Annotated in this window: 33 protein-coding genes; 28 read left to right on the top strand and 5 right to left on the bottom strand. The window is 74.0% G+C overall.

Annotation, left to right across the window (positions count from 1 at the left end):
- From rplE to truA, 20 genes are all read left to right on the top strand, one after another.
- Nucleotides 1-585, top strand: coding sequence for a 50S ribosomal protein L5 (gene rplE, locus ACFO3M_RS06590; protein ID WP_387987736.1), 585 nt, complete (start codon nt 1-3; stop codon nt 583-585).
- A 22-nt stretch (nt 586-607) separates the two neighbouring features.
- Nucleotides 608-793, top strand: a complete 186-nt coding sequence (locus ACFO3M_RS06585; RefSeq protein ID WP_012950469.1) for a type Z 30S ribosomal protein S14 — start codon at nt 608-610, stop codon at nt 791-793.
- A 122-nt stretch (nt 794-915) separates the two neighbouring features.
- A complete protein-coding gene (rpsH, locus tag ACFO3M_RS06580) occupies nt 916-1,320 on the top strand; it encodes a 30S ribosomal protein S8 (protein ID WP_456901390.1) in 405 nt (134 codons plus the stop codon).
- Between the two features lie 14 nt (nt 1,321-1,334).
- Entirely contained in the window at nt 1,335-1,874 is a 540-nt protein-coding gene (gene rplF, locus ACFO3M_RS06575; protein WP_387987731.1) for a 50S ribosomal protein L6, read from the top strand.
- A complete protein-coding gene (rplR, locus tag ACFO3M_RS06570) occupies nt 1,874-2,281 on the top strand; it encodes a 50S ribosomal protein L18 (protein ID WP_387987729.1) in 408 nt (135 codons plus the stop codon). The genes rplF and rplR overlap by 1 nt, the downstream gene beginning before the upstream one ends.
- Nucleotides 2,282-2,321: 40 nt before the next feature.
- Nucleotides 2,322-2,936, top strand: a complete 615-nt coding sequence (gene rpsE / locus ACFO3M_RS06565) for a 30S ribosomal protein S5 (RefSeq protein ID WP_387987727.1) — start codon at nt 2,322-2,324, stop codon at nt 2,934-2,936.
- Between the two features lies 1 nt (nt 2,937).
- Entirely contained in the window at nt 2,938-3,117 is a 180-nt protein-coding gene (gene rpmD / locus ACFO3M_RS06560; protein WP_387987725.1) for a 50S ribosomal protein L30, read from the top strand.
- Between the two features lie 13 nt (nt 3,118-3,130).
- Nucleotides 3,131-3,574, top strand: coding sequence for a 50S ribosomal protein L15 (gene rplO / locus ACFO3M_RS06555; RefSeq protein ID WP_387987723.1), 444 nt, complete (start codon nt 3,131-3,133; stop codon nt 3,572-3,574).
- A 183-nt stretch (nt 3,575-3,757) separates the two neighbouring features.
- On the top strand, nt 3,758-5,068 hold the full coding sequence (secY, locus tag ACFO3M_RS06550; protein WP_387987721.1) for a preprotein translocase subunit SecY: 1,311 nt from the start codon (nt 3,758-3,760) through the stop codon (nt 5,066-5,068).
- Nucleotides 5,068-5,676 (top strand): adenylate kinase, encoded by a 609-nt coding sequence (locus ACFO3M_RS06545; protein ID WP_387987719.1) that lies wholly within the window; start codon nt 5,068-5,070, stop codon nt 5,674-5,676. The genes secY and ACFO3M_RS06545 overlap by 1 nt, the downstream gene beginning before the upstream one ends.
- Before the next feature lie 70 nt (nt 5,677-5,746).
- Entirely contained in the window at nt 5,747-6,550 is an 804-nt protein-coding gene (gene map / locus ACFO3M_RS06540; protein WP_387987718.1) for a type I methionyl aminopeptidase, read from the top strand.
- A gap of 314 nt (nt 6,551-6,864) precedes the next feature.
- Nucleotides 6,865-7,086 (top strand): translation initiation factor IF-1, encoded by a 222-nt coding sequence (infA, locus tag ACFO3M_RS06535; RefSeq protein ID WP_012950459.1) that lies wholly within the window; start codon nt 6,865-6,867, stop codon nt 7,084-7,086.
- A 73-nt stretch (nt 7,087-7,159) separates the two neighbouring features.
- Entirely contained in the window at nt 7,160-7,273 is a 114-nt protein-coding gene (rpmJ, locus tag ACFO3M_RS06530) for a 50S ribosomal protein L36 (RefSeq protein WP_012950458.1), read from the top strand.
- Nucleotides 7,274-7,288: 15 nt separating this feature from the next.
- The gene (gene rpsM / locus ACFO3M_RS06525; RefSeq protein WP_089402121.1) at nt 7,289-7,669 is read left to right on the top strand and encodes a 30S ribosomal protein S13; all 381 of its coding nucleotides are present in this window, start codon (nt 7,289-7,291) and stop codon (nt 7,667-7,669) included.
- A 95-nt stretch (nt 7,670-7,764) separates the two neighbouring features.
- Nucleotides 7,765-8,172 (top strand): 30S ribosomal protein S11, encoded by a 408-nt coding sequence (rpsK, locus tag ACFO3M_RS06520; protein ID WP_012950456.1) that lies wholly within the window; start codon nt 7,765-7,767, stop codon nt 8,170-8,172.
- Between the two features lie 35 nt (nt 8,173-8,207).
- A complete protein-coding gene (gene rpsD, locus ACFO3M_RS06515; protein WP_089402122.1) occupies nt 8,208-8,834 on the top strand; it encodes a 30S ribosomal protein S4 in 627 nt (208 codons plus the stop codon).
- Between the two features lie 162 nt (nt 8,835-8,996).
- Nucleotides 8,997-10,073: a DNA-directed RNA polymerase subunit alpha gene (locus tag ACFO3M_RS06510; RefSeq protein ID WP_387987713.1), complete on the top strand. Its 1,077-nt coding sequence runs from the start codon at nt 8,997-8,999 to the stop codon at nt 10,071-10,073.
- Between the two features lie 147 nt (nt 10,074-10,220).
- Nucleotides 10,221-10,844 carry a 50S ribosomal protein L17 gene (rplQ, locus tag ACFO3M_RS22735; protein ID WP_456954859.1) on the top strand — a complete coding sequence of 208 codons (624 nt, stop codon included), beginning with the start codon at nt 10,221-10,223 and terminating at the stop codon, nt 10,842-10,844.
- Nucleotides 10,841-11,218, top strand: coding sequence for a hypothetical protein (locus tag ACFO3M_RS06500; protein WP_387987711.1), 378 nt, complete (start codon nt 10,841-10,843; stop codon nt 11,216-11,218). The genes rplQ and ACFO3M_RS06500 overlap by 4 nt, the downstream gene beginning before the upstream one ends.
- A 4-nt stretch (nt 11,219-11,222) precedes the next feature.
- Complete coding sequence (gene truA / locus ACFO3M_RS06495) at nt 11,223-12,074, top strand: tRNA pseudouridine(38-40) synthase TruA (RefSeq protein WP_387987846.1); 852 nt, start codon at nt 11,223-11,225, stop codon at nt 12,072-12,074.
- Here truA and ACFO3M_RS06490 read toward each other — a convergent pair.
- Nucleotides 12,071-12,766 (bottom strand): NAD(P)H-binding protein, encoded by a 696-nt coding sequence (locus ACFO3M_RS06490; RefSeq protein WP_387987709.1) that lies wholly within the window; start codon nt 12,764-12,766, stop codon nt 12,071-12,073. The two genes, truA and ACFO3M_RS06490, sit on opposite strands and share 4 nt — an antisense overlap.
- Nucleotides 12,763-13,353 (bottom strand): molybdenum cofactor guanylyltransferase, encoded by a 591-nt coding sequence (gene mobA / locus ACFO3M_RS06485; protein WP_387987707.1) that lies wholly within the window; start codon nt 13,351-13,353, stop codon nt 12,763-12,765. The genes ACFO3M_RS06490 and mobA overlap by 4 nt, the downstream gene beginning before the upstream one ends.
- 41 nt (nt 13,354-13,394) lie before the next feature.
- On the opposite strand from mobA, the gene fdhD reads away from it, so the two are divergent.
- Nucleotides 13,395-14,225, top strand: a complete 831-nt coding sequence (gene fdhD, locus ACFO3M_RS06480; protein WP_387987705.1) for a formate dehydrogenase accessory sulfurtransferase FdhD — start codon at nt 13,395-13,397, stop codon at nt 14,223-14,225.
- Between the two features lie 100 nt (nt 14,226-14,325).
- On the opposite strand, the gene ACFO3M_RS06475 is transcribed toward fdhD, so the two are convergent.
- From ACFO3M_RS06475 to moeA, 3 genes are read right to left on the bottom strand one after another with little or no spacing between them, the layout of a single operon-like run.
- On the bottom strand, nt 14,326-14,829 hold the full coding sequence (locus ACFO3M_RS06475) for a MogA/MoaB family molybdenum cofactor biosynthesis protein (protein ID WP_387987703.1): 504 nt from the start codon (nt 14,827-14,829) through the stop codon (nt 14,326-14,328).
- Entirely contained in the window at nt 14,826-15,293 is a 468-nt protein-coding gene (gene moaC, locus ACFO3M_RS06470) for a cyclic pyranopterin monophosphate synthase MoaC (RefSeq protein ID WP_387987701.1), read from the bottom strand. The genes ACFO3M_RS06475 and moaC overlap by 4 nt, the downstream gene beginning before the upstream one ends.
- Complete coding sequence (gene moeA / locus ACFO3M_RS06465; RefSeq protein ID WP_387987699.1) at nt 15,290-16,483, bottom strand: molybdopterin molybdotransferase MoeA; 1,194 nt, start codon at nt 16,481-16,483, stop codon at nt 15,290-15,292. Before moeA ends, moaC begins: the two co-directional genes overlap by 4 nt.
- A 69-nt stretch (nt 16,484-16,552) precedes the next feature.
- Between moeA and ACFO3M_RS06460 the strand changes: the two genes are divergently transcribed.
- The 7 genes from ACFO3M_RS06460 (at nt 16,553) to glmS (ending at nt 23,491) form a co-directional block, all read left to right on the top strand.
- Nucleotides 16,553-17,518, top strand: a complete 966-nt coding sequence (locus ACFO3M_RS06460) for a PfkB family carbohydrate kinase (RefSeq protein WP_387987696.1) — start codon at nt 16,553-16,555, stop codon at nt 17,516-17,518.
- A gap of 76 nt (nt 17,519-17,594) precedes the next feature.
- Nucleotides 17,595-18,080, top strand: a complete 486-nt coding sequence (locus ACFO3M_RS06455; protein ID WP_387987695.1) for a beta-class carbonic anhydrase — start codon at nt 17,595-17,597, stop codon at nt 18,078-18,080.
- Between the two features lie 319 nt (nt 18,081-18,399).
- On the top strand, nt 18,400-18,843 hold the full coding sequence (gene rplM, locus ACFO3M_RS06450; RefSeq protein ID WP_387987693.1) for a 50S ribosomal protein L13: 444 nt from the start codon (nt 18,400-18,402) through the stop codon (nt 18,841-18,843).
- Nucleotides 18,840-19,259, top strand: a complete 420-nt coding sequence (rpsI, locus tag ACFO3M_RS06445) for a 30S ribosomal protein S9 (RefSeq protein ID WP_387987691.1) — start codon at nt 18,840-18,842, stop codon at nt 19,257-19,259. Before rplM ends, rpsI begins: the two co-directional genes overlap by 4 nt.
- An 11-nt stretch (nt 19,260-19,270) precedes the next feature.
- Nucleotides 19,271-20,620 carry a phosphoglucosamine mutase gene (gene glmM / locus ACFO3M_RS06440; protein WP_387987689.1) on the top strand — a complete coding sequence of 450 codons (1,350 nt, stop codon included), beginning with the start codon at nt 19,271-19,273 and terminating at the stop codon, nt 20,618-20,620.
- 68 nt (nt 20,621-20,688) lie between these two features.
- Nucleotides 20,689-21,528, top strand: coding sequence for a DUF427 domain-containing protein (locus tag ACFO3M_RS06435; protein WP_387987687.1), 840 nt, complete (start codon nt 20,689-20,691; stop codon nt 21,526-21,528).
- A gap of 88 nt (nt 21,529-21,616) precedes the next feature.
- Nucleotides 21,617-23,491, top strand: coding sequence for a glutamine--fructose-6-phosphate transaminase (isomerizing) (gene glmS, locus ACFO3M_RS06430; RefSeq protein WP_387987685.1), 1,875 nt, complete (start codon nt 21,617-21,619; stop codon nt 23,489-23,491).
- Nucleotides 23,492-23,608: the final 117 nt, after the last annotated feature.

The raw sequence follows: 23,608 nt of genomic DNA, 5'->3' as shown, positions 1-23,608 counted from the left end.
ATGACTGCACCCACCCGTGAGCTCCCGCGCCTGCTGGCGCACTACCGCGAGTCGATCGTGCCGGCCCTCCAGGAGGAGTTCGGCTTCGAGAACGTCATGCAGATCCCGCGGCTGACGAAGATCGTCGTCAACATGGGCGTCGGCGAGGCGACCCGCGACGCGAAGCTGATGGACGGCGCGGTCCGCGACCTCACCGCCATCACCGGCCAGCGCCCGGCCGTCGTCCGGGCCCGCAAGTCCATCGCCCAGTTCAAGCTGCGCGAGGGCATGCCCATCGGCGCCAAGGTCACCCTCCGCGGCGACCGCATGTGGGAGTTCCTCGACCGGCTCCTGGCGCTGGCCCTGCCCCGCATCCGAGACTTCCGCGGCCTGAACGCCAAGCAGTTCGACGGGCACGGCAACTACACGTTCGGGCTGACCGAGCAGTCGATGTTCCGCGAGATCGACGTCGACAAGATCGACCGTCCGCGCGGCATGGACATCACGCTGGTCACCACCGCCACGAACGACGAGGAGGGTCGCGAGCTGCTCCGCCTCCTGGGCTTCCCGTTCGCCGGCCAGCCCGTCGTCACCACCATCCGCTGAGCCGGGCCGAGGAGACAGACAGATGGCCAAGAAGGCGCTGATCAACAAGGCGGCCCGCAAGCCCAAGTTCGCGGTCCGCGGCTACACCCGCTGCCAGCGGTGCGGTCGTCCGCACTCGGTCTTCCGCAAGTTCGGCCTGTGCCGGATCTGCCTGCGGGAGATGGCGCACGCCGGCGAGCTGCCGGGCGTGAGCAAGTCCAGCTGGTAGTCCGCACCACCCGCCCCGCGCGCTGACCGCGCGGGGCGGGCCCCCAGCTCCACCGTTCGCCGAGAGGCCCACGCGAGGGACGCGTGAGGAACCGCGGCGAGAGAGGCACGACACCCATGACGATGACCGACCCGATCGCGGACATGCTCACGCGGCTGCGCAACGCGAACACGGCCTACCACGACTCGACGCGCATGCCGTCGTCGAAGCTCAAGACGCACATCGCCGAGATCCTCCAGCAGGAGGGCTACATCGCCGGCTGGCGCGTCGAGGACGTCGAGAAGGACGGCGCCACCCGCAAGGAGCTGGTGATCGACCTCAAGTTCGGCCCCAACCGCGAGCGCAGCATCGCCGGGGTGCGCCGGGTGTCCAAGCCGGGTCTGCGGGTCTACGCGAAGTCGAACGCCCTGCCGAAGGTCCTGGGCGGCCTGGGGGTGGCCATCATCTCCACCTCGACCGGGCTGCTGACCGACCGGCAGGCGACCAAGAAGGGCGTGGGCGGGGAAGTCCTCGCCTACGTCTGGTAAGAGGAGCGAGCGAGATGTCACGGATCGGACGACTGCCGGTTCCCGTGCCCGGTGGCGTGGACGTCACCATCGACGGCCAGACGGTCAGCGTGAAGGGCCCCAAGGGCACCCTCTCCCACACCGTCGCGGCGCCCATCACGGTCGCCCGGGGCGAGGACGGCACGCTGAGCGTCCAGCGGCCCGACGACGAGCGCGAGAGCCGGGCGCTGCACGGCCTGTCCCGCACCCTGATCGCCAACATGATCACCGGCGTCACCGAGGGCTACACCAAGACCCTCGAGATCGTCGGCGTCGGCTACCGCGTCCAGGCCCGCGGCTCGGACCTGGAGTTCGCGCTCGGCTACAGCCACCCGGTGCCGGTGCGTGCCCCGGAGGGCATCACCTTCACCGTCGAGTCGCCCACCCGCCTGCGGGTGACCGGCATCGACAAGCAGCAGGTCGGCCAGGTGGCCGCCAACATCCGCGGCCTCCGCAAGCCCGACCCGTACAAGGGCAAGGGCGTCCGCTACCAGGGCGAGGTCGTCAAGCGCAAGGTCGGGAAGACGGGTAAGTGATGGCACAGACCGAGAAGGCCGCTCGGGTGCACACGCCCGTCGGCACCGACATCAGCACCGCGCGCCGCGTCTCGCGGCTGCGCCGCCACAACCGGCTCCGCAAGCGGGTCTCCGGCACGCCGGACCGCCCGCGCATGGTGGTCAACCGCAGCACGCGGCACATCCACGTGCAGGTGGTGGACGACACCGCCGGCCGTACGCTGGTGAGCGCCTCGACGCTCGACGCCAGCCTGCGCGGCGCCGAGGGCGACAAGTCCGCCCTGGCCCGCCGGGTGGGCGCCCTGGTCGCCGAGCGCGCCCAGGCCGCCGGCATCACCAAGGTCGTCTTCGACCGCGGGGGCAACCGCTACCAGGGCCGCATCGCCGCGCTGGCCGACGGCGCGCGTGAGGGCGGGCTGGACTTCTGATGAGCAGCACCGCCAACCAGCAGATCGAGAGGGACGTCTGATGCCAGGACCACAGCGACGCGGCGGCGGCGCCGGCGGCGGCAACGACCGCCGCGACCGTCGTGACGGCGGGCGGGGGCCCGGCGGCGCGCCTGCCGAGAAGAGCAACTACATCGAGCGCGTGGTCGCCATCAACCGCGTGTCGAAGGTCGTCAAGGGTGGTCGGCGCTTCAGCTTCACCGCCCTGGTGATCGTCGGCGACGGTGACGGCACCGTGGGCGTCGGCTACGGGAAGGCCAAGGAGGTGCCCGCGGCGATCGCCAAGGGCGTCGAGGAGGCCAAGAAGCACTTCTACAAGGTGCCGCGCATCGCCAGCACCATCCCGCACCCGGTGCAGGGTGAGGCCGCTGCCGGTGTCGTGCTGCTCAAGCCGGCCAGCCCCGGTACCGGTGTCATCGCCGGTGGCCCGGTGCGCGCCGTCCTCGAGTGCGCCGGCATCCACGACGTGCTCTCGAAGAGCCTCGGCTCGTCGAACCCGATCAACATCGTGCACGCCACCATGCAGGCGCTGAAGGAGCTCGTCCGGCCCGAGGAGATCGCCGCCCGCCGCGGGCTGCCCCTCGAGGACGTCGCCCCGGCCGCCATGCTGCGGGCGCGTGCGGGCCAGGGGGTCTGACATGGCGCAGCTGAAGGTGACCCAGGTCCGGTCGGCGATCGGCACGAAGCCCAACCAGCGGCAGACGCTGCGGTCCCTGGGCCTCAAGCGGATCAACGACACGGTCGTGCAGGAGGACCGTCCCGAGATCCGCGGGATGGTCGCCACGGTGACGCACCTCGTCGCCGTCGAAGAGATCTGAGCAGGGACTCGTCATGACTCTCAAGGTCCACCACCTGCGTCCGGCCCCGGGCGCCCACACCCCCAAGACGCGCGTCGGCCGGGGTGAGGGCTCCAAGGGCAAGACCGCCGGTCGCGGCACCAAGGGCACCGGGGCGCGCGGCAACACCTCCGCGCGCTTCGAGGGCGGCCAGACGCCGCTGCACATGCGGCTGCCCAAGATGTCCGGCTTCAAGAACCCGAACAAGGTCGTCTTCCAGGTCGTCAACCTCGACCGGATCGCGTCCCTGTTCCCGCAGGGCGGGCACGTCGACCCCGACACGCTCGCCGACGCCGGCGCGGTCCGCCGCGGCCAGCCGGTGAAGGTCCTCGGCACCGGTGAGCTGGGCGGCGTCCAGGTCACCGTGCACGCGCACGCCTTCTCGGCCTCCGCCGCCGAGAAGATCGCCGCGGCCGGGGGCAGCACCACCCGCATCTGACCGCCGACGACCCCCGGGTGCCCCATCGCCCCGGGGGTCGTCTGCTGTCCGGCCCGCGCGCCCCCGCGTCCGGGCCCCGGGGAGTCGCCCGCCCCGCCCGCCGGTGTGCCACCGGTGAGGGAGGGTGTGACCGGCGCGACCCCCGTCGTTGCTAACCTCATCCGACCGAGCAGGGGAGGGCACGTGCTGCAGGCGTTCGCCGCGGCGTTCCGGACGCCAGACCTCCGGCGCAAGTTGCTGTTCTCCCTGGCGATCATCGCCGTGTACCGGCTGGGCGCCTCGGTGCCCGGCCCGGGGGTCTCCGTCGAGGCCATCAACAGCTGTCTCGAGCAGGCGCAGGCGGGCAGCCAGCGCGACGTCTACTCGCTGGTGAACCTGTTCTCCGGCGGGGCGCTGCTCCGGCTGTCGATCTTCGCGCTGGGGATCATGCCGTACATCACCGCCAGCATCATCGTGCAGCTGCTGGTCGTGGTGATCCCGCGGTTCGAGCAGCTGAAGAAGGAAGGGCAGTCGGGCCAGCAGAAGCTGACCCAGTACACCCGCTACCTGACGATCGCCCTGGCGATCCTGCAGAGCACCGGGATCATCGCCCTGGCCCGCAGCGGCCAGCTGTTCCCCGGCTGCCAGCAGGACATCATCCCGTCGGACAGCATCTGGACGACGGTCGTCCTCGTGGTCGCCCTGACCGCCGGCACCGCGGTGATCATGTGGCTCGGCGAGCTGCTCACCGAGAAGGGGATCGGCAACGGCATGTCCGTGCTGATCTTCACCTCGATCGCGGCCCGCATCCCCGCCGAGGGCGGCTCGATCCTGCAGACCCGCGGCGGCGTCGTCTTCGCCGTCGTCTGCGCCTTCGCCCTGCTGATCATCGGGGCCGTCGTCTACGTCGAACAGGCGCAACGGCGCATCCCGGTCCAGTACGCCAAGCGCATGGTCGGCCGCCGCATGTACGGCGGCACCTCGACCTACCTCCCGCTCAAGGTGAACCAGGCCGGCGTCATCCCGGTCATCTTCGCCTCGTCGCTGCTGTACCTCCCGCAGCTGATCACCCAGCTCCAGGGTGACGAGACCGGCCCGGTCCGGCAGTTCTTCGAGAACTACGTCATCGACCAGAGCAGCCCGGTGCACGTCGCGCTGTACTTCGGCCTGATCGTGTTCTTCACGTACTTCTACGTGTCGATCACGTTCAACCCGGAGGAGCGGGCCGACGACATGAAGCGCTACGGCGGCTTCATCCCCGGCATCCGCCCGGGCCGGCCGACGGCGGAGTACCTGCAGTACGTGCTGTCCCGGATCACCCTGCCCGGGTCGATCTACCTGGGGATCGTCGCGGTGCTGCCGAACTTCTTCCTGTCGATCACGCAGCAGGGGGCGAACCAGAACTTCCCGTTCGGCGGGACCGCAGTGCTGATCATGGTGGGAGTGGGCTTGGAGACCGTGAAGCAGATCGAGACGCAGCTCAACCAGCGCAACTACGAAGGGTTCCTGAAGTAGTGCGCATCGTGCTGCTGGGCCCGCCGGGAGCCGGCAAGGGGACCCAGGCCCAGATCATCGCCGGCCAGCTCGGGGTGCCCGCCATCTCGACGGGCGACATCTTCCGCGCCAACGTCAGCGGGCAGACCGAGCTCGGCCGCAAGGCCAAGGTCTACATGGACGCCGGCGACCTCGTCCCGGACGAGATCACCGTCGCGATGGTCAAGGACCGGCTCGCCGAGCCCGACGCCAAGGCCGGGTTCCTGCTCGACGGCTTCCCCCGCACGATCGCCCAGGCCGAGCAGCTGCGCGGCTCGCTCGAGGAGCTCGGGCACGGGCTCGACCGCGTCGTCGAGCTGGTCGTCGAGGAGGAGGAGCTGGTGCGCCGGCTCTCCGGCCGCCGGATGCTCGTCGACGGCGAGTGGGTGCAGCGCGACGACGACAGGCCCGAGACCGTGCGGCACCGCCTCCAGGTCTACCGGGAACAGACCGCCCCGCTGTCCGGGTTCTACGACGGCGAGGGGTTGCTGTCGCGCATCGACGCGATCGGCACCATCGAGGAGGTCACCGCCCGGGTGATGACCGCCCTGGGCCGGCCCGTCCAGCCCGGGCAGCCGAGCGACGGCTGAGGGGACGGCGCCGCCCATGTCGGCCGGGATCCTGACCCGCCTCCCGCTGCTGGCGAAGTGGAGTGGACGCATGATCCAGATCAAGACACCGCACGAGATCGAGCTCATGCGCGGCGCCGGCCTCGTCGTCGCCAAGGCGATCGCCGCCGTCCGCGCCTCGGTCCGCCCCGGCGTGACCACCGGGGAGCTCGACGCGATCGCCGAGGACGTCATCCGGTCGTCCGGGGCGATCCCGTCGTTCCTCGGCTACCACGGCTTCACCGGCAGCATCTGCGCGTCGATCAACGACGAGGTCGTGCACGGCATCCCGGACCCGGAGCGCACCCTCGCCCAGGGCGACAACATCTCCATCGACTGCGGCGCCATCCTCGACGGCTGGCACGGCGACTCGGCGGTCACGGTGACCGTCGGTCCGCCGTCGGCCGAGGACGCCGCGCTCATCGACGTCACCGAGCGGTCGATGTGGGCCGGGCTGGCGAGGGCCGTGGCCGGCGGCCGGCTGACCGACATCAGCTCCGCGGTCGAGCAGGTCGTCACCGCCGAGGCGCACCCGTACGGGATCGTCGACCACTACGGCGGGCACGGCATCGGCACCGAGATGCATCAGGACCCGCACGTCCTCAACTACGGCCGGCCCGGTCGCGGCCCGCGGCTGGTCCCCGGCCTGGCGCTGGCGATCGAGCCCATGGTGACCGTGGGCGACCCGGCCACCGCCGAGCTCGAGGACGGCTGGACCGTGGTCACCAAGGACGGCTCCCGGGCCGCCCACTTCGAGCACACCGTCGCCATCACCCCCGAGGGGCCCTGGGTCCTGACGGCGGAGGACGGCGGCGTCGCGGGACTGGCCCCCTTCGGGATCACCCCGCGCACCTGAGCCGGCCTCCTCGCCCCACCACTCGCGGGCTCGTGACGGGACTCCCCCGAGGGGGGCCGGCGGCCCACCCGGGGTGTTCCGTTGTGACAGAGGCCGGGTTGGAGCGCCCCGCTGCAGCGGGGTACAGTGAACGACGGCGTTCGCGCCGTCCTGTCGTCGTGCTGTGGCCGCACGACCCGGGACGCCCTCGCGGGAGCGCCTGCACCACCTGATCTGCAACCACCGCGTTCGACCCGACCGGCATCCGGCGCGGTCGCATGCGACTCCAGCACCACACCAACCAGCACCACCGAGTCAGGGAGGCCGTGTCGGGCATGGCGAAGAAGGACGGGGCCATCGAGGTCGAGGGTCGCGTCGTCGAGCCGCTGCCCAACGCGATGTTCCGGGTCGAGCTGCAGAACGGGCACCGGGTGCTCGCCCACATCAGCGGCAAGATGCGCCAGCACTACATCCGCATCCTGCCCGAGGACCGCGTCGTCGTGGAGCTCTCGCCCTACGACCTGACCCGCGGTCGCATCGTCTACCGCTACAAGTGACCGCCGCCGGCGCGGGGCACCTCCGGGTGCCGCGTGGGCGGCCATCGATCGACAGGAATGAGGGGCGGCACCGGTGAAGGTCCAGCCGTCGGTGAAGAAGATCTGCGACAAGTGCAAGGTGATCCGCCGGCACGGCCGGGTCATGGTCATCTGCGACAACGCCCGCCACAAGCAGCGGCAGGGCTGAGGGAGTACCTGAGACATGGCACGACTGGCCGGCGTCGACCTGCCCCGCGAGAAGCGGATGGAGATCGCGCTCACCTACATCTACGGGATCGGCAAGGCGCACGCCAAGGAGACCCTGGCGGCGACCGGCGTCAGCCCGGACCTGCGCGTCAAGGACCTCGGCGACGAGGACCTGCTGAAGCTGCGCGACTACATCGACGAGCACTTCCGCGTCGAGGGTGACCTCCGCCGCGAGGTGGCCGCGGACATCCGCCGCAAGATCGAGATCGGCGCCTACCAGGGCCTGCGGCACCGCCGTGGCCTCCCGGTGCACGGTCAGCGCACCCGCACCAACGCGCGCTCGAGCAAGGGCCCGCGCAAGACCATCGCCGGCAAGAAGAAGGCCGGCAAGAAGTAAGCCGCGCAGCGGCCCGTCGCGGCGACCCGGGAGGGCGGGAGCGGCGGGCTGCGCGCGTGTTTCCAGGCCATACGTCAGAAGGAATCCGGAGAGACATGCCTCCCAGGGCTCGCGCCGCGGCCGGTGCCAAGAAGGTCCGCCGCAAGGAGAAGAAGAACGTCGCCCACGGCGCCGCTCACATCAAGAGCACGTTCAACAACACGATCGTGTCGATCACCGACCCGACCGGCAACGTGATCAGCTGGGCCTCGGCCGGCCACGTCGGCTTCAAGGGCTCGCGCAAGTCGACGCCGTTCGCCGCCCAGATGGCCGCCGAGAACGCCGCGCGCAAGGCCCAGGAGCACGGCATGCGCAAGGTCGACGTCTTCGTGAAGGGCCCGGGCTCGGGCCGCGAGACCGCGATCCGCTCGCTGCAGGCCACCGGCCTCGAGGTGGGGCAGATCCAGGACGTGACGCCGCAGCCGCACAACGGCTGCCGCCCCAAGAAGCGCCGCCGGGTCTGACCGGCCACTGACGAGAAGAACGAGGAGTACCTGACGTGGCCCGTTACGCCGGAGCCGACTGCCGCATGTGCCGGCGCGAGAAGATGAAGCTGTTCCTCAAGGGCAGCAAGTGCGAGTCCCCGAAGTGCCCGATCGAGATCCGGCCCTACCCGCCGGGCGAGCACGGCCGGGGCCGCAGCAAGGACAGCGAGTACCTCCTGCAGCTGCGCGAGAAGCAGAAGGCCCGCCGCATCTACGGCGTCCTCGAGAAGCAGTTCCGCGGCTACTACGAGGAGGCCAACCGCAAGACCGGCAAGACCGGTGAGGTCCTGCTGCAGATCCTCGAGTCCCGCCTGGACAACGTCGTGTACCGGGCCGGCTGGGGCGAGAGCCGCGACATGGCCCGCCAGCTGGTCAAGCACGGCCACATCCGGGTCAACGGCCGCAAGGTCGACATCCCGTCCTACCGGGTCAGCGCGAACGACATCATCGAGGTCGCCGAGAAGTCGCGGCGGATGGTGCCCTTCGAGATCGCCCAGGCCCGCGCCGGCGAGCGCCCCGTGCCGCCGTGGCTGGAGGTCATCAGCGGCCAGCTGCGCGCCGTCGTGCACAGCGTCCCGGCCCGCCAGGTGATCGACACCCCGGTGCAGGAGCAGCTGATCGTCGAGCTCTACTCCAAGTAAGCAGAAGGACCCCTCTGCAGGGTCCCACCGCTCGCACGCTCGCGGCGGGACCCTGCAGAGGGGCCGACGGCCCCGGCGGGCGGACCGATGTCCGCCGGGGCCCGCACCACCCCCTCACGGCGTCATATGGCGGGCGCCGGAGGACCCAAGGGAGAACACACGATGCTCATCGCACAGCGTCCGACGCTGACCGAGGAGACCCTCACCGAGCAGCGCTCGCGGTTCGTCATCGAGCCGCTGGAGCCCGGCTTCGGCTACACCCTCGGCAACTCGCTGCGCCGCACCCTCCTGTCCTCGATCCCCGGCGCTGCCGTCACCAGCATCCGGATCGAGGGCACCCTGCACGAGTTCACGACCGTGCCCGGGGTCAAGGAGGACGTCACCGAGATCATCCTCAACCTCAAGGGCCTGGTCGTCAGCTCCGACTCCGACGAGCCGGTGACCATGTACCTGCGCAAGCAGGGCCCCGGTGAGGTCACCGCCGCCGACATCGCGCCCCCGGCCGGTGTCGAGGTGCACAACCCCGACCTGCACATCGCCACCCTCAACGGCAAGGGCCGCCTCGAGATCGAGCTGGTCGTCGAGCGGGGCCGCGGGTACGTCCCGGCGCCGCAGAACAAGCAGCCCGGCCAGGAGATCGGCCGCATCCCGGTCGACTCGATCTACTCGCCGGTCCTCAAGGTCACCTACGCCGTCGAGGCCACCCGCGTCGAGCAGCGCACCGACTTCGACCGCCTCGTGGTCGACGTCGAGACCAAGCCCTCGATCGCGCCGCGCGACGCCATCGCCTCCGCCGGCTCCACGCTGGTCGAGCTGTTCGGCCTGCTGCGCGAGCTGAACGTCGACGCCGAGGGCATCGAGGTCGGGCCCAGCCCGGCCGAGGCCGCCGACATCGCGAACTTCTCGATGCCGATCGAGGACATGGACCTCACCGTCCGGTCCTACAACTGCCTCAAGCGCGAGGGCGTGCACACCGTCGGTGAGCTGGTCACCCGTTCGGAGGCCGACCTGCTCGACATCCGCAACTTCGGGGCCAAGTCGATCGACGAGGTCAAGATGAAGCTGGCGGCCATGGGCCTGGCGCTCAAGGACAGCCCGCCCGGGTTCATCCCGACCTCGGTCGAGAGCTACGACGAGGGCTACGAGACCGACGCCTACCAGGGCCACGGCGAGTACGGCACCGAGTACGGGCAGGTCCAGTACGACGACGGCTCCTACCAGGAGACCGAGCAGCTCTGACGCTGCACCGGCCGGGCGGCGGGACGACCGCCGTCCGGCCGGACCGCGTGGGCCCGCCGTGCGCAGGCCCGCCACACTGACGAAAGCGACAGCACCACCCGGATGCAGCCGGCAGACGCCCGCCCGGCCGCGTGAGGAAGGACCGACATGCCCACCCCCACCAAGGGCCCCCGTCTCGGCGGGTCCCCCTCGCACGAGCGGCTGATGCTGGCCAACCTGGCCACGTCGCTGTTCGAGCACGGGCGGATCACCACCACCGAGGCGAAGGCGAAGCGGCTGCGCCCGTTCGCCGAGAAGCTGGTCACCTTCGCCAAGCGCGGTGACCTGCACGCGCGCCGCCAGGTGATGACGGTCATCCGGGACAAGGACGTCGTCCACCACCTGTTCGCCGAGATCGGCCCGCGCTTCGAGAACCGGCCCGGCGGCTACACCCGCATCACCAAGGTCGGCCCGCGCAAGGGCGACAACGCCCCCATGGCCGTCATCGAGCTCGTCGAGGCGCTGACCGTGGCCCAGCAGGCCGTCGGTGAGGCCGAGCGCGCCCGCGGCACCCGCTTCGCCGCCGGCGCCGGCGCGGCCGCCGCCTCCGGTGAGGTCACCGCGGACGCCGTCGAGACCGCCGCGGCCGACGAGGACACCACCGAGGCCGCGGACGCCGACGCGACCGAGGCCGAGGCCGAGGTCACCGACGCCGAGGCGAGCGACGCCGACGACACCGCCGTCGCCGCGGACGCCGAGGCCCCGGCCGGGGACGCGGACGGCGCCAAGTGAGCGAGCAGCCGGGCCAGGGCGGCGACGCCGGCGCGGCCGGGGTCTCCGCCGGCGGCGGCGACCAGGGCGCGACGTTCGAGGGCGAGACCACCGGTCCCGGTGGCGACACCTCGCCGGCCGTGACCTCCGGTGAGGTCGACGCCGAGGCGCAGGAGGTCGTGACCGACCTCTACAACCCGGACGGCGAGCGCCAGGACGACGGCGACGTCACCCCCGAGCCCAGGGCCGAGAACCTGGCCGTGGTCGAGGACCCGGTGCTGTCCCCGGACGTGGCCGCAGCGGCGGCCGCGGAGATCGAGGCGGCGGAGATCGGGGACGCCGCGACCGCGGGCACCCACGCCCCCGGCGGCGAGTCCGCGCCCGACCCGAAGTGACCCGCTGCTGAACACCGAGCACCACCGCGACGAGCCCGCTCCCGATCCCGGGGGCGGGCTCGTCCGTCTCCGGCTGTCCGTCGCCTACGACGGGACGGACTTCTCCGGCTGGGCGCGCCAGCCCGGCCGGCGCACCGTGCAGGGCGAGCTGGAGATCGCGCTGGCCACCGTGCTGCGCGCGCCGGTCGAGCTGACCGTCGCCGGCCGCACCGACGCCGGCGTGCACGCCACCGGCCAGGTCGCGCACGCCGACGTCCCGCGCGCCGCCTGGGAGGAGCAGCGCGAGCGCCTGGTCCGCCGGCTGCGCGGCCTGCTGCCGCCGGACGTCGCGGTGCCCGCCGTGACGGAGGCGCCGCCCGGGTTCGACGCCCGCTTCGGCGCCCTGGCGCGGCACTACGCCTACCGGCTCACCGACAGCGACGCCGGGCCCCCGCCGCTGCGCCGGGCGGACACCGTCGGCTGGCCCCGCCGGCTCGACGCCGCCGCCATGGACGCCGCCGCCCGCCTCGTGACCGGCGAGCACGACTTCGCCGCCTTCTGCCGCCGCCGCGAGGGCGCCACGACCGTCCGCACGCTGCTGGAGCTGGCCGCGGCCCGCGACGGCGACCTGGTGACCGTCAGGGCCTCCGCGGACGCCTTCTGCCACTCGATGGTGCGCAGCCTCGTCGGCGCGCTGGTCGCCGTCGGGGAGGGGCGCCGGGCGCCGGAGTGGCCGGCCGGCCTGCTCGACCGCCGGGAGCGGGCGGGCGAGGTCGTCGTCGCCCCGCCCGGGGGGCTCACGCTGGTACGGGTCGACTACCCGGCCGACGCCGACCTCGCCGCCCGCGCGCTGGTCACCCGCGCCCGCCGCGACTAGGGGAGGGCGGCCACGGCGTCGGCGACGGGGGTGTCGCCGGACACCAGCTCCACCACCTCGTTCGTCTTGCCGGAGTCGAGGAAGGCCAACAGGACCGCGGCGACGTCGTCGCGGGGGACCTCGCCGTACTCGACGCCGTGGGCGAGGGTGACCCGGCCGGTGCCGGGCTCGTCGGTCAGCCGCCCGGGCCGCACGATCACGGTGTCCAGCGCGGGGCGCGGCAGGATGACGTCCTCGGCGCGCAGCTTCGCCTGCAGGTAGACGGCGAACACCGGGTCCATGCCCTTCGGCGTCCCCTGCCGGGCCTGCTCGACGCCCATCGAGGACACCAGCAGGTAGGGGCGGACGCCGGCGCGCTCGGCGGCGTCGGCCAGCAGGACCGCGGCGCCGTGGTCGACGGTGTGCTTGCGCTCCGCGCCGCTGCCCGGGCCGGCGCCCGCGGCGAACACGACGGCGTCGGCGCCGCGGACGACCTCCGCGACGTCGTCGACCGAGGCGGACTCGAGGTCCAGCACCGCGGGCGTGACGCCGTCGGCCTCGAGGTCGGCGGTGTGGTCGGGGTTGCGGACGATGCCGACGACGGTGTCCCCGCGCCCGGTGAGCAGCCGGCCGAGGCGACGGGCGACCTGACCGTGGGCACCGGCGATGACGACGCGCATGCGCAGGCCGTACCCCGCGGCCGGGGCGGTCACCCGCCGGCGTCCCTGCGGGCCCGGGCGAGGTCGGCGGGGGTGTCGCAGTCGGTCCACGGCGGCGGGGTGCCCGGCTCCCGGGCGGGGGACCAGCGGGTGACCGTCAGCCGGCCGACCACCCGGCGGACCGGCACCGGGCCGTCCGCGCCGGCCACGGCCGCCCGGAGGGCCGCGGTCCGCCAGACGCCGAGCAGGTACTGGTCGCGGCCGGCGTCGTCGACGACCAGGACGCCGTCGGCGGTCAGCCGCGCCCGCAGGTCGCGGAGCAGCCCGGGGGTCACGAACGGCAGGTCGCCGGCGAGGACGGCGACCACCGCGGTGTCGACGACGGCGAGCCCCGCGCGCATCGCGGCCACCGGCCCGCCGCCGGGCGGCCGCTCGCGGACGACGCGGACGCCGTCGGGGACCGGCTGCGGCGGCCCGACGACGACCCGCGACGCGGCGTCGGGGACCGCGGCGAGGACGGCGGCGAGCATCGTGCGGCCGCCCACCTCCAGCTGCGGCTTGGCCTGCCCGCCCAGCCGGGCCGCGCGGCCGCCGGCCAGGACCACCGCCGCGTAGGGCTGGAGCGGGTCCGGCGCGGTCACGGTCCGACCGTAGGGGCCGCGCATGGGTACCGTCGCCGTTCGTGGGACGAGTCACCAGCCGCACCCCCGTGCTGCGCATCCGGGGCCCCGTGCGCACCACCCGGCCCGACACGGTGGCCGCCGAGGAACCCCTGGAGATCCGGCTGGCCGGGTCGCCCCTGGCGGTCACCATGCGCACGCCCGGCGCGGACTTCGACCTGGTGCACGGCTTCCTGGCCACCGAGGGCGTCATCGGCGGCGTCGAGGACGTCGCCGGGCTGCGCTACTGCGACTCGGTGGACGCCGAGGGCCGCAACACCTACAACGTCGTCGACGTCGACCTGGCGCCGGGCGTGGAGCCGCCGGACACCGCGCTGGACCGCAACTTCCTCACCTCGAGCTCGTGCGGCGTCTGCGGCAAGGCGAGCATCGACGCGATCCGCACCCGCACGCGGTACGACGTCGCCGGTGACGGCACCCGGCTGGAGCTGGCCACGCTGCTGGCGCTGCCCGACCGGCTGCGCGCGGCGCAGGAGGTGTTCACCAAGACCGGCGGCCTGCACGCGGCGGGGCTGTTCACCGCCGACGGCGACCTGGTGGCGCTGCGCGAGGACGTCGGCCGGCACAACGCGGTGGACAAGGTGGTGGGCGACGCGCTGCGCGCCGGCCGGATGCCGCTGGCCGGGCACGTGCTCATGGTCAGCGGCCGGGCCAGCTTCGAGCTGACGCAGAAGGCGGCGATGGCCGGCATCCCGGTGCTCGCCGCGGTGTCGGCGCCGTCGTCGCTGGCGGTGGAGCTGGCCGCCGACGTCGGCATCACGCTGGTCGGCTTCCTCCGCGGCGACGGCTGCAACGTCTACACCCGCCAGGAGCGCATCGTCCTGCCCGACTGACGGCGAGCGTGTGCGCCCACGCCGGTTCTCGGGCCGAGGAACACCGCGCGTACGCACACGCTCGTCGACGCGGCCGGTCAGGGGACGACGTCGAGGCCGATCAGCCACCCCGGGGGTGGTCGCCGCCGCGGAGCTGGCTGACCACGTGGGGGAGCAGCGGGCCGAGGACGGCGAGCCCGTCGCGCACGCCGCCGGGGGAGCCGGGCAGGTTCACGACCAGCGTCCGCCCCGCGGTGCCGGCGATGCCCCGGGACAGCACCGAGGTCGGCACCTTCCCCTCCCCGTGGCGGCGCACCGCCTCGGCCAGCCCGGGCGCCTCCCGCTCGACCACCGCGCGGGTGGCCTCGGGCGTGACGTCGGTGGGGGAGAGCCCGGTGCCGCCGGTGGTGAGGACGACGTCGGCACCGGAGGCCACCGCCTCGCGGAGGACGGCGGCCAGCGCGCCGACGTCGTCGGGGCGCACGTGCGGCCCCTCGACGACGAAGCCGAGCGCCCGCAGCCCCTCGGCCAGCGCCTGCCCGCTGCGGTCCTCGTAGACCCCGGCCGAGGCGCGGTTGGACGCGGTGACGACGACGGCCCGCGCGTCCGCGGGGAGCTCGCTCACCGCCGCCACTCCCCGCTCTTGCCGCCGGACTTCGCGAGCAGCCGCACGTCGGTGATCGAGGCCCGCGGGTCCACGGCCTTGACCATGTCGATCACCGTCAGCCCCGCCACGGCGACCGAGGTCAGCGCCTCCATCTCCACGCCGGTGCGGTCGGCGGTGCGGGCGGTGGCGGTGATCTCCACGGCGTCGTCAGTGACCTCGACGTCGACCGTCACGCCGTGCAGCGCGATCGGGTGGCACAGCGGCACGAGGTCCGGCGTCCGCTTGGCCCCGGCGATGCCGGCGATCCGCGCGACGGCGACGGCGTCGCCCTTGGGCACGCCCTCCCCGCGCAGCAGCGCCACCACCTCGGGGCTGACCAGCACCCGGCCGGCGGCGGTGGCCTCGCGGGCGGTCACCGGCTTGGCGGAGACGTCGACCATCCGGGCGGCGCCCTTCTCGTCGACGTGCGTCAGCTCGCTCACTGCAGGGCTCCCTCGATCAGGACGACGTCGACCTCGGCGCCCGCGGGCAGCTCGGTGACGTCCTCGGGCACGACGACCAGGCAGTTGGCCCGGGCCAGGTGGGCGACCAGGTGCGAGCCGGGTCCGCCGACCTGGGAGACGCGGCCGGCGTCGTAGCGGCCGCGGAGGAACTGCCGCCGCCCGGCGGGGGAGCGCAGCGGCGCGGTGAGCACCGCGGGCGCGCGCAGCCGGCCGGGCGCGGAGTGCCCGAGCGCCCGGCGCAGCGCCGGGCGGACGAACACCTCGAAGGACACGAACGAGCTCACCGGGTTGCCGGGCAGCGTGACCACGGGGACGCCGTCGACCGTGCCGCAGCCCTGCGGGCCGCCCGGCTGCATCGCGACCTTGACGAACTCGACCGTGCCGAGGGTGCGGAACGCGTCCTTGACCACCTCGTAGGCGCCCGCGCTGACCCCGCCGCTGGTGACCAGCAGGTCGGCCTCGGCCAGCTCGGCGCGGACGGTGGCGAGGAACTGGCCGACGTCGTCGGGCACGAAGTGCAGCCGCCGCGCGGTGCCCCCGGCGTCCTCGGCGGCCGCGCACAGCAGCAGCGAGTTGGACTCGTAGACCTGACCGGGCAGCAGCGGCTCGCCCGGCTCGACGAGCTCGCTGCCGGTGGACAGCACCAGCACCCGCGGGCGGCGGCGCACCCACAGCGTCCGGGCGCCGACCGCGGCGGCCAGGCCGAGCTGCGCGGCGCCGAGCGGGCCGCCGGCCTCCAGCGCGACGGTGCCGGCGGTGATGTCCTCCCCGGCGCGGCGCAGGTGGGTCCCGGCGGCGGGGGCGTCGCGGATCTCGACGACGTCGGTGGCCGCGTCGGTGAGCTCCACGGGGACGACGACGTCGGCGCCCGGGGGCAGCAGCGCGCCGGTCATGATCCGCTGCACGGTGCCCGGCGCCAGGGGGACGACGTCGGTGCGGCCGGCCGGGACGTCGTCGGCCACCGGCAGCCGGGCGGGGAGCGCGCCGAGCTCGGCGGAGCGGGCGGCGTAGCCGTCCATCGCCGAGTTGTCGAAGCCGGGCAGCGGCACCTCCGCGACGACGTCGCGGGCGAGGACCCGGCCGTGCGCCGCGGCCAGCGGCACCTCCTCCTCCCCGAGCGGGGCGAGCAGGGCGGCGACCGCCGCCTGGTGTTCCTCGACCGTGCGCACGCGGTCATCCTGGCGGATGGGCCCCGGCCCGGCTGGCGGGTGCCCGGGGCCGCGGGCAGCGTGGGCGGCATGACCGACGTCGTCGTGCTCGGGCAGGCCGGGCGGGACCTGGTGCTGCAGGTCGGGCGGCTGCCGTCCGCGGGCGGCTCGGCGGAGGTGCTCCGCCGGATCGAGGTGCTCGGCGGCAAGGGCGCCAACCAGGCGGTGGCACTGGCCCAGATGGGCGTCCCGGTGGCGCTGGTCGGCGTGGTGGGGGACGACGGCGACCCGCTGCTCGCCCAGGCCCGCGCCGACGGCGTGGACGTGTCCGGCGTGCGCCGGCGGCCGGGCGTCCCCTCTGCGCTGCTGGTCGACGTGGTGGGGCGCGGCGGCGCGCGCCGGCTGCTCGAGGACGTCCCGGACGGCGTGCTGCTCACCGCCGGCGACGTCGCCGCGGCCGCCGACCTCGTGGCCGGGTGCCAGGCGCTGTCCCTGCAGATGCAGCAGCCGGGGGAGGCGGTGCGCGCGGCGCTGGACCTGGTCCGCCCGGACGCGCTCGTCGTCGCCGACGGCGCCCCCGCCGACGACGCCACCCGCGACGCGCTGCTGGCCCGCGCCGCCGTGCTGCGCGCCGACGCCGCGGAGGCCGCGCTGCTGGTCGGCCGGGACCTCGACGGCGTCGACGACGTCCGGGAGGCCGCGCTCGAGCTCCGGGCGGCCGGACCGCGGCTGGTGGTCCTGTCCGCGGGCGCCGACGGCGAGGTGGTCGCCTGGCGCGCCGGTGGGTCGCGGGCCACGGGCGGCGCGGACCGGCCGGCCGACGGGGTGGTCCGCGTGCCGCTGTCGGACAGCGACCCCGTCGACCCGACCGGCGGCGGGGACGCCCACGTCGCCGGGCTGGTCGCCGCGCTGCTGGGCGGTGCCGGCCCGGCCGAGGCCGCGCGGACCGCCTCGGCGGCGGCCACGCTCACCGTCCGACGGCTCGGCGGCCGCCCGGACCTCTCCCCGGCGGCGCTCGCCGGCCAGGTCGCCCGCGAGCGGGTGGTGGAGGCATAGGAAGCTGTCCCCACGTCCGCGCGCCCGAGGCGTGCGGAGAGCTTCCACTGCCTGACCACACGAGAGGAGCGCCCACGTGGCCGAGTACGAGCGGATGCTGGCCGCCAACGAGGAGTGGGCCCGCGACTTCCGGGGCGGGCTGCCGGTGGCCCCGGCGCGCAGGGTCGCCGTCGTCGCCTGCATGGACTCGCGCATGCCGCTGTTCCCGCTGCTCGGCCTAGCCGTGGGCGACGCGCACGTCATCCGCAACGCCGGCGGCGTGGTCACCGAGGACACCATCCGCTCGCTGACCATCTCCCAGCACGTGCTCGGCACGCGCGAGATCGTGCTGGTGCACCACACCGACTGCGGCCTGCAGAAGACCGACGACGCCTCGTTCGCCGACCTGGTCGAGCAGGCCACCGGCGTCCGGCCGCCGTGGCCCGCGCGCGCGTTCACCGACGTCGACGAGGACGTCCGCGAGTCGATCCGGCTGCTGCGGGAGAGCCCGTTCCTGCTGTCCAAGGAGATCTGCGGCACCGTCTACGACGTCGAGACCGGGCTGCTGCGCCGGGTCGGCTGACCCCCGACCGGGCGGGCGCCTGCGTCCCCGGGTGTGCGACCTGCGCAGACGCCGCCCTCGGCTCCCGCCCGTGACGGGGACACGGGGACGGCGGCTGGGCGCCGCGGTGGCCGGGGCGGTGCTGCCGGCCCAGCGCGACCTCGGCACCGGCTGAGGGAGGACCCCGTCCCTGACGGGGCCGTTCCAGCACGTCATCCGGCTGGTATCGTCGTCGGCTGGTGCGCGGCCGCCGGCTGGTGCGCGCGCGCCGTCGGCGTCTCCCGTCCTCGGTGAGGCGATCCCACCAGCCACCCCGACGACGACGGAGGACACGAGCGCCGTGCGCACGTACTCACCCAAGCCCGGCGAGGTCACCCGCGCCTGGCACGTCATCGACGCCACCGACGTGGTGCTCGGTCGACTCGCCAGCCAGGTCGCGACCCTGCTGCGCGGCAAGCACAAGCCCCAGTTCGCCCCGCACGTCGACGTCGGTGACTTCGTCGTCGTCGTGAACGCGAACAAGATCGCCCTCACCGGCTCCAAGCGCGACCAGAAGACCGCCTACCGGCACTCCGGCTACCCGGGCGGCCTGCGCGCGATCAACGTCGGCGACCAGCTGCGCACCCACCCTGACCGCGTCGTCGAGCGCGCGGTGAAGGGCATGCTGCCGCACAACAGCCTCGGCCGGCAGATGATCAAGAAGCTGAAGGTGTACGCGGGCCCCGAGCACCCGCACGCCGCCCAGCAGCCCCAGACGTTCGAGATCAAGCAGGTGGCCCAGTGACCTCCCCCCTCACCGTGACCGACGCCGAGGGGCGCCCGGTCCAGACCGTCGGCCGGCGCAAGGAGGCCGTCGTCCGGGTGCGCCTCGTGCCCGGCACCGGCCAGTTCCGCCTCAACGGCCGCAGCCTCGAGCAGTACTTCCCGAACAAGGTGCACCAGCAGCTCATCCGCGAGCCGTTCGTGACCCTGGAGAAGGCCGAGCAGTACGACGTCGTCGGCATCCTCAAGGGCGGCGGCGTCACCGGCCAGGCCGGCGCGCTGCGCCTGGCGATCGCCCGCGCCCTCATCGAGGTCGAGGCCGAGGACCGCCCGGCCCTCAAGAAGGCCGGCTTCCTCACCCGCGACGCGCGGGTCAAGGAGCGCAAGAAGTACGGCCTCAAGAAGGCCCGCAAGGCTCCTCAGTACTCGAAGCGCTGACCGGCACCGCCGTGGGTCGCCTCTTCGGGACCGACGGCGTCCGGGGTCGGGCCAACGCCGACCTCACGCCGGAGTTGGCCCTGTCGGTGGCGCGTGCCGCCGCCAACGTGCTCGCCGACCGCGACGGGACCTCGCGTCCCGTCGCGGTCGTCGGGCGTGACCCCCGCGCCAGCGGGGAGATGCTCGAGGCCGCCGTCGTGGCGGGCCTCGCGAGCGCGGGTGCCGAGGTGCTGCGCGTGGGCGTGCTCCCCACCCCGGCCGTCGCGTTCCTCACCGCCGAGACCGGCGCCGACCTCGGCGTCATGATCTCGGCGAGCCACAACCCGATGCCCGACAACGGCATCAAGCTGTTCAGCCGCGGCGGCCACAAGCTGCCCGACGCGGTCGAGGCGGCGATCGAGAGCACCCTCGCCACCTCCCGCCGGAGCACCGACGGCCACCGCCCGACCGGTGCCGACATCGGCCGGGTCCGCGACCTGCCCAGCGCCGTCGAGGACTACGCCGAGCACCTGCTGTCGACGCTCCCGGCGTCGGTGTCCGGACTGCGCCTGGTCGTCGACTGCGCGCACGGCTCGGCCGCCACCGTCGCCCCCGACGTCTACCGCCGCGCCGGCGCCGAGGTCACCGTCATCGGCGGCGAGCCCGACGGCTGGAACATCAACGACGGCATCGGCTCCACCCACCTGGGCCCGCTGACCGACGCCGTCCGCGAGACCGGCGCGGACCTCGGCATCGCGCACGACGGCGACGCCGACCGCTGCCTCGCGGTCACCGCCGACGGGCGGGTGGTCGACGGCGACGCGATCCTCGCCGTCTGCGCGCTGGCGCTCAAGGAGCGCGGCGAGCTGGCCCGGGACACGGTCGTCGCCACGGTGATGAGCAACCTCGGCTTCCACCACACGATGCGCGACGCCGGCATCGCGGTGCACACCACCGCCGTCGGCGACCGCTACGTCCTCGAGGCGCTGCGCGAGCAGGGGCTCAGCCTCGGCGGGGAGCAGAGCGGCCACCTGGTCTTCCTCGACCACGCCACCACCGGCGACGGCCTGCTCACCGGCCTGTCGCTCCTGTCCCGCATGGCCGCCACCGGCGCCTCGCTCGCCGAGCTGGCCTCGGTGGTGCGCCGGCTCCCGCAGACCCTGGTCAACGTCCCGGTCCGCGACCGCATCCGGGTCGTGGAGAGCGAGGCCGTGGGCGGCGCGGTCAACGCCGCCGAGGCCGAGCTCGGGGACGACGGCCGGGTGCTGCTGCGGCCCTCCGGCACCGAGCAGCTCGTGCGCGTGATGGTCGAGGCGCCCACCCAGGAGCTCGCCGACGCGATCGCCTCCCGGCTGGCCGCGGTCGTCGCCGCCGTCGACTGACCGCCGGGCTGGACCGGGGCGCCGCCCCGGGACGAGCATGGCGCCCACCGGCCCGGCGGGAGGACGCGATGACCGTGCGGATGCGCGACCTGGTCGGCGGGGCCGTCGGCCGGCTCCGGTACGAGCCCACCGCCAAGCGGGTGCGGGCCGAGGCCGACGGCGTCGTCGTCGCGCTCACCGACCGGGCGCTGCTCGTGTGGGAGCCGCGGCGGGTGGTGCCCGCGTACGCCGTCCCGCGCGAGGACCTGCGCGGGACCCTCGCGCCCGCCCCGGCCCCGCCCCCGGACGTCCCGGCGGGCACCGGCTTCGCCGTCCCCGACGTGACCGAGCTGCGCGTGCTCGACCCCCGGGTCCCGTTCTCCGTGCGCAGCACGCCGGGGGAGCCGGTGGCGGTGCGGGTACCGGGCAGCGACCGCGTCGTCGAGGGGTTCTGCCCGGCGGACCCGGCGCTGGCCGGCTACGTCGTCCTGGACTTCGGCGGCTGCGACGCCTGGTACGAGGAGGACGAGCCGCTGCACGGGCACCCGCGCGACCCGTTCCACCGGGTCGACGTCCGGGCCGGGTCGCGGTCGGTGCGGGTGTCGGCCGGCGGGGAGCTGCTGGCGGCCTCCTCCCGGCCGCGGCTGGTGTTCGAGACCCTGCTGCCGGTGCGCTGGTACCTGCCGGCCGAGGACGTCGTCGCCGACCTGGTGCCCAGCGAGACGCGCACCTGGTGCGCGTACAAGGGCCAGGCGGAGTACTGGTCGGTGCGGACCGGCGACGGGCTGGTCCCGGACGCGGTGTGGAGCTACCGGGACCCGCTGCCCGACGCGGCCGGGCTGCGCGGGCTGCTGTGCTTCTTCGACGAGCGCTTCGACGTGGCCGTCGACGGCGTGCCCCGCCCGCGCCCGGTGACGCCCTGGTCCTGACCGGCCCGGTGGGGCGGGTGGGACGGGCTCCGCGTCTCACACCGCAGGGGGACGGATCGGTCCCCCTTCCCCGGTAGCCTCGATACACATGTGCGGCATCGTGGGTTACGTCGGCCCCCAGAACGCCCTGGACGTCGTCCTGGAGGGCCTGCGCCGGCTCGAGTACCGCGGATACGACTCCGCGGGCGTGGCCGTCCGGGTGGACGGCGACGGCTCCGGGGAGCTGGCGTCGGCCAAGAAGGCGGGCAAGCTGGCCAACCTGGAGAAGGTCCTGGCCGACGACCCGCTGCCGGAGTCGACGCTGGGCATCGGGCACACCCGCTGGGCCACGCACGGCGGCCCGACCGACCGCAACGCCCACCCGCACCTGTCGGCCGACGGCCGGGTCGCGGTCATCCACAACGGGATCATCGAGAACTTCGCGCACCTGCGCGCCGAGTGCGAGGCCGCCGGCGCCGAGATGCGCTCGGAGACCGACACCGAGGTCGTGGCGCACCTGCTGGCCGCCGCCTACGCGGAGCTGCCCGCGGGCCCGGGCCGGTTCGCCGAGGCGATGCGCCTGGTCAGCCGCCGGCTGGAGGGCGCGTTCACCCTCGTCGCGGCGCACGCCGACGAGCCCGACACGCTGGTGGCCTCCCGCCGCAACAGCCCGCTGGTGGTCGGCGTCGGCGACGGCGAGTACTTCCTCGGCTCCGACGTCGCGGCGTTCATCGCGCACACCCGCGAGGCCCGCGAGCTCGGCCAGGACCAGGTCGTCGAGATCGACCGCACCCGCGGCCTGACCGTCACCGACTTCGAGGGCGCGCCCGCCGAGCCCGCCGCCTACACCGTCGACTGGGACGCCGCGGCCGCGGAGAAGGGCGGCCACGACTGGTTCATGCTCAAGGAGATCGCCGAGCAGCCGCAGGCGGTCGCCGACACCCTGCGCGGGCGCCTCGGCGACGACGGCGAGCTGCTCCTCGACGAGGTGCGGCTGTCCGACCAGGACCTGCGCGACGTCGACAAGGTCTTCGTCGTCTCCTGCGGCACCAGCTACCACGCCGGGCTGATCGCCAAGTACGCCATCGAGCACTGGACCCGCATCCCGGTCGAGGTCGAGGTGGCCAGCGAGTTCCGCTACCGCGACCCGGTGCTCGACCGCTCCACGCTGGTCGTCGTCATCAGCCAGTCCGGCGAGACGATGGACACCCTCATGGCGCTGCGGCACGCCAAGGAGCAGAAGGCCCGCGTGCTGGCCATCTGCAACGTCAACGGCTCGACGATCCCGCGCGAGTCCGACGCCGTGCTGTACACCCACGCCGGCCCGGAGATCGCCGTCGCCTCGACCAAGGCGTTCCTGGCGCAGATCGTCGCCTGCTACCTGGTCGGGCTGTTCCTCGCCCAGGTGCGCGGGATCAAGTACGCCGACGAGGTCGGCTCGATCGTCCAGCAGCTGCAGCGGCTGCCCGAGGCGGTCGAGCAGGTGCTGACCCAGATGGAGCCGGTGCGGGAGCTGGGCCGGTCGCTGGCCGACGCGGACACGGTCCTGTTCCTCGGCCGCCACGTGGGCTTCCCGGTGGCGCTGGAGGGCGCGCTCAAGCTCAAGGAGCTGGCCTACATCCACGCCGAGGGCTTCGCCGCCGGCGAGCTCAAGCACGGCCCGATCGCGGTCATCGACGAGGGCACGCCGGTGGTGGTCATCGCGCCGTCGCCGGCCGGGCGCAGCGTGCTGCACGGCAAGGTCGTCTCCAACATCCAGGAGATCCGGGCCCGCGGGGCGCGCACCATCGTCATCGCCGAGGAGGGCGACGACGACGTCGTCCCCTACGCCGACCACCTCATCCGGGTGCCGCGCACGCCCACCCTGCTCGCCCCGGTGGTGACCACGGTGCCGCTGCAGATCCTCGCCTGCGAGATCGCCGACACCCGCGGCTTCGACGTCGACCAGCCCCGCAACCTGGCCAAGAGCGTCACCGTCGAGTGAGCTCGTGCACGATCAGGTGAGCTGATCGTGCTGCGTCCTGGCTCGCCGTCGGCGGTGAGCCAGGACGCGTGACGGTGAGCCAGGACGGCGCGTCCGGCGGGCGCACGGCAGACTGGC

It is taken from the genome of Geodermatophilus arenarius (genome assembly GCF_042654585.1).
GTDB lineage: Bacteria > Actinomycetota > Actinomycetes > Mycobacteriales > Geodermatophilaceae > Geodermatophilus > Geodermatophilus arenarius.
This window is presented reverse-complemented; position numbering and strand designations above follow the sequence as displayed.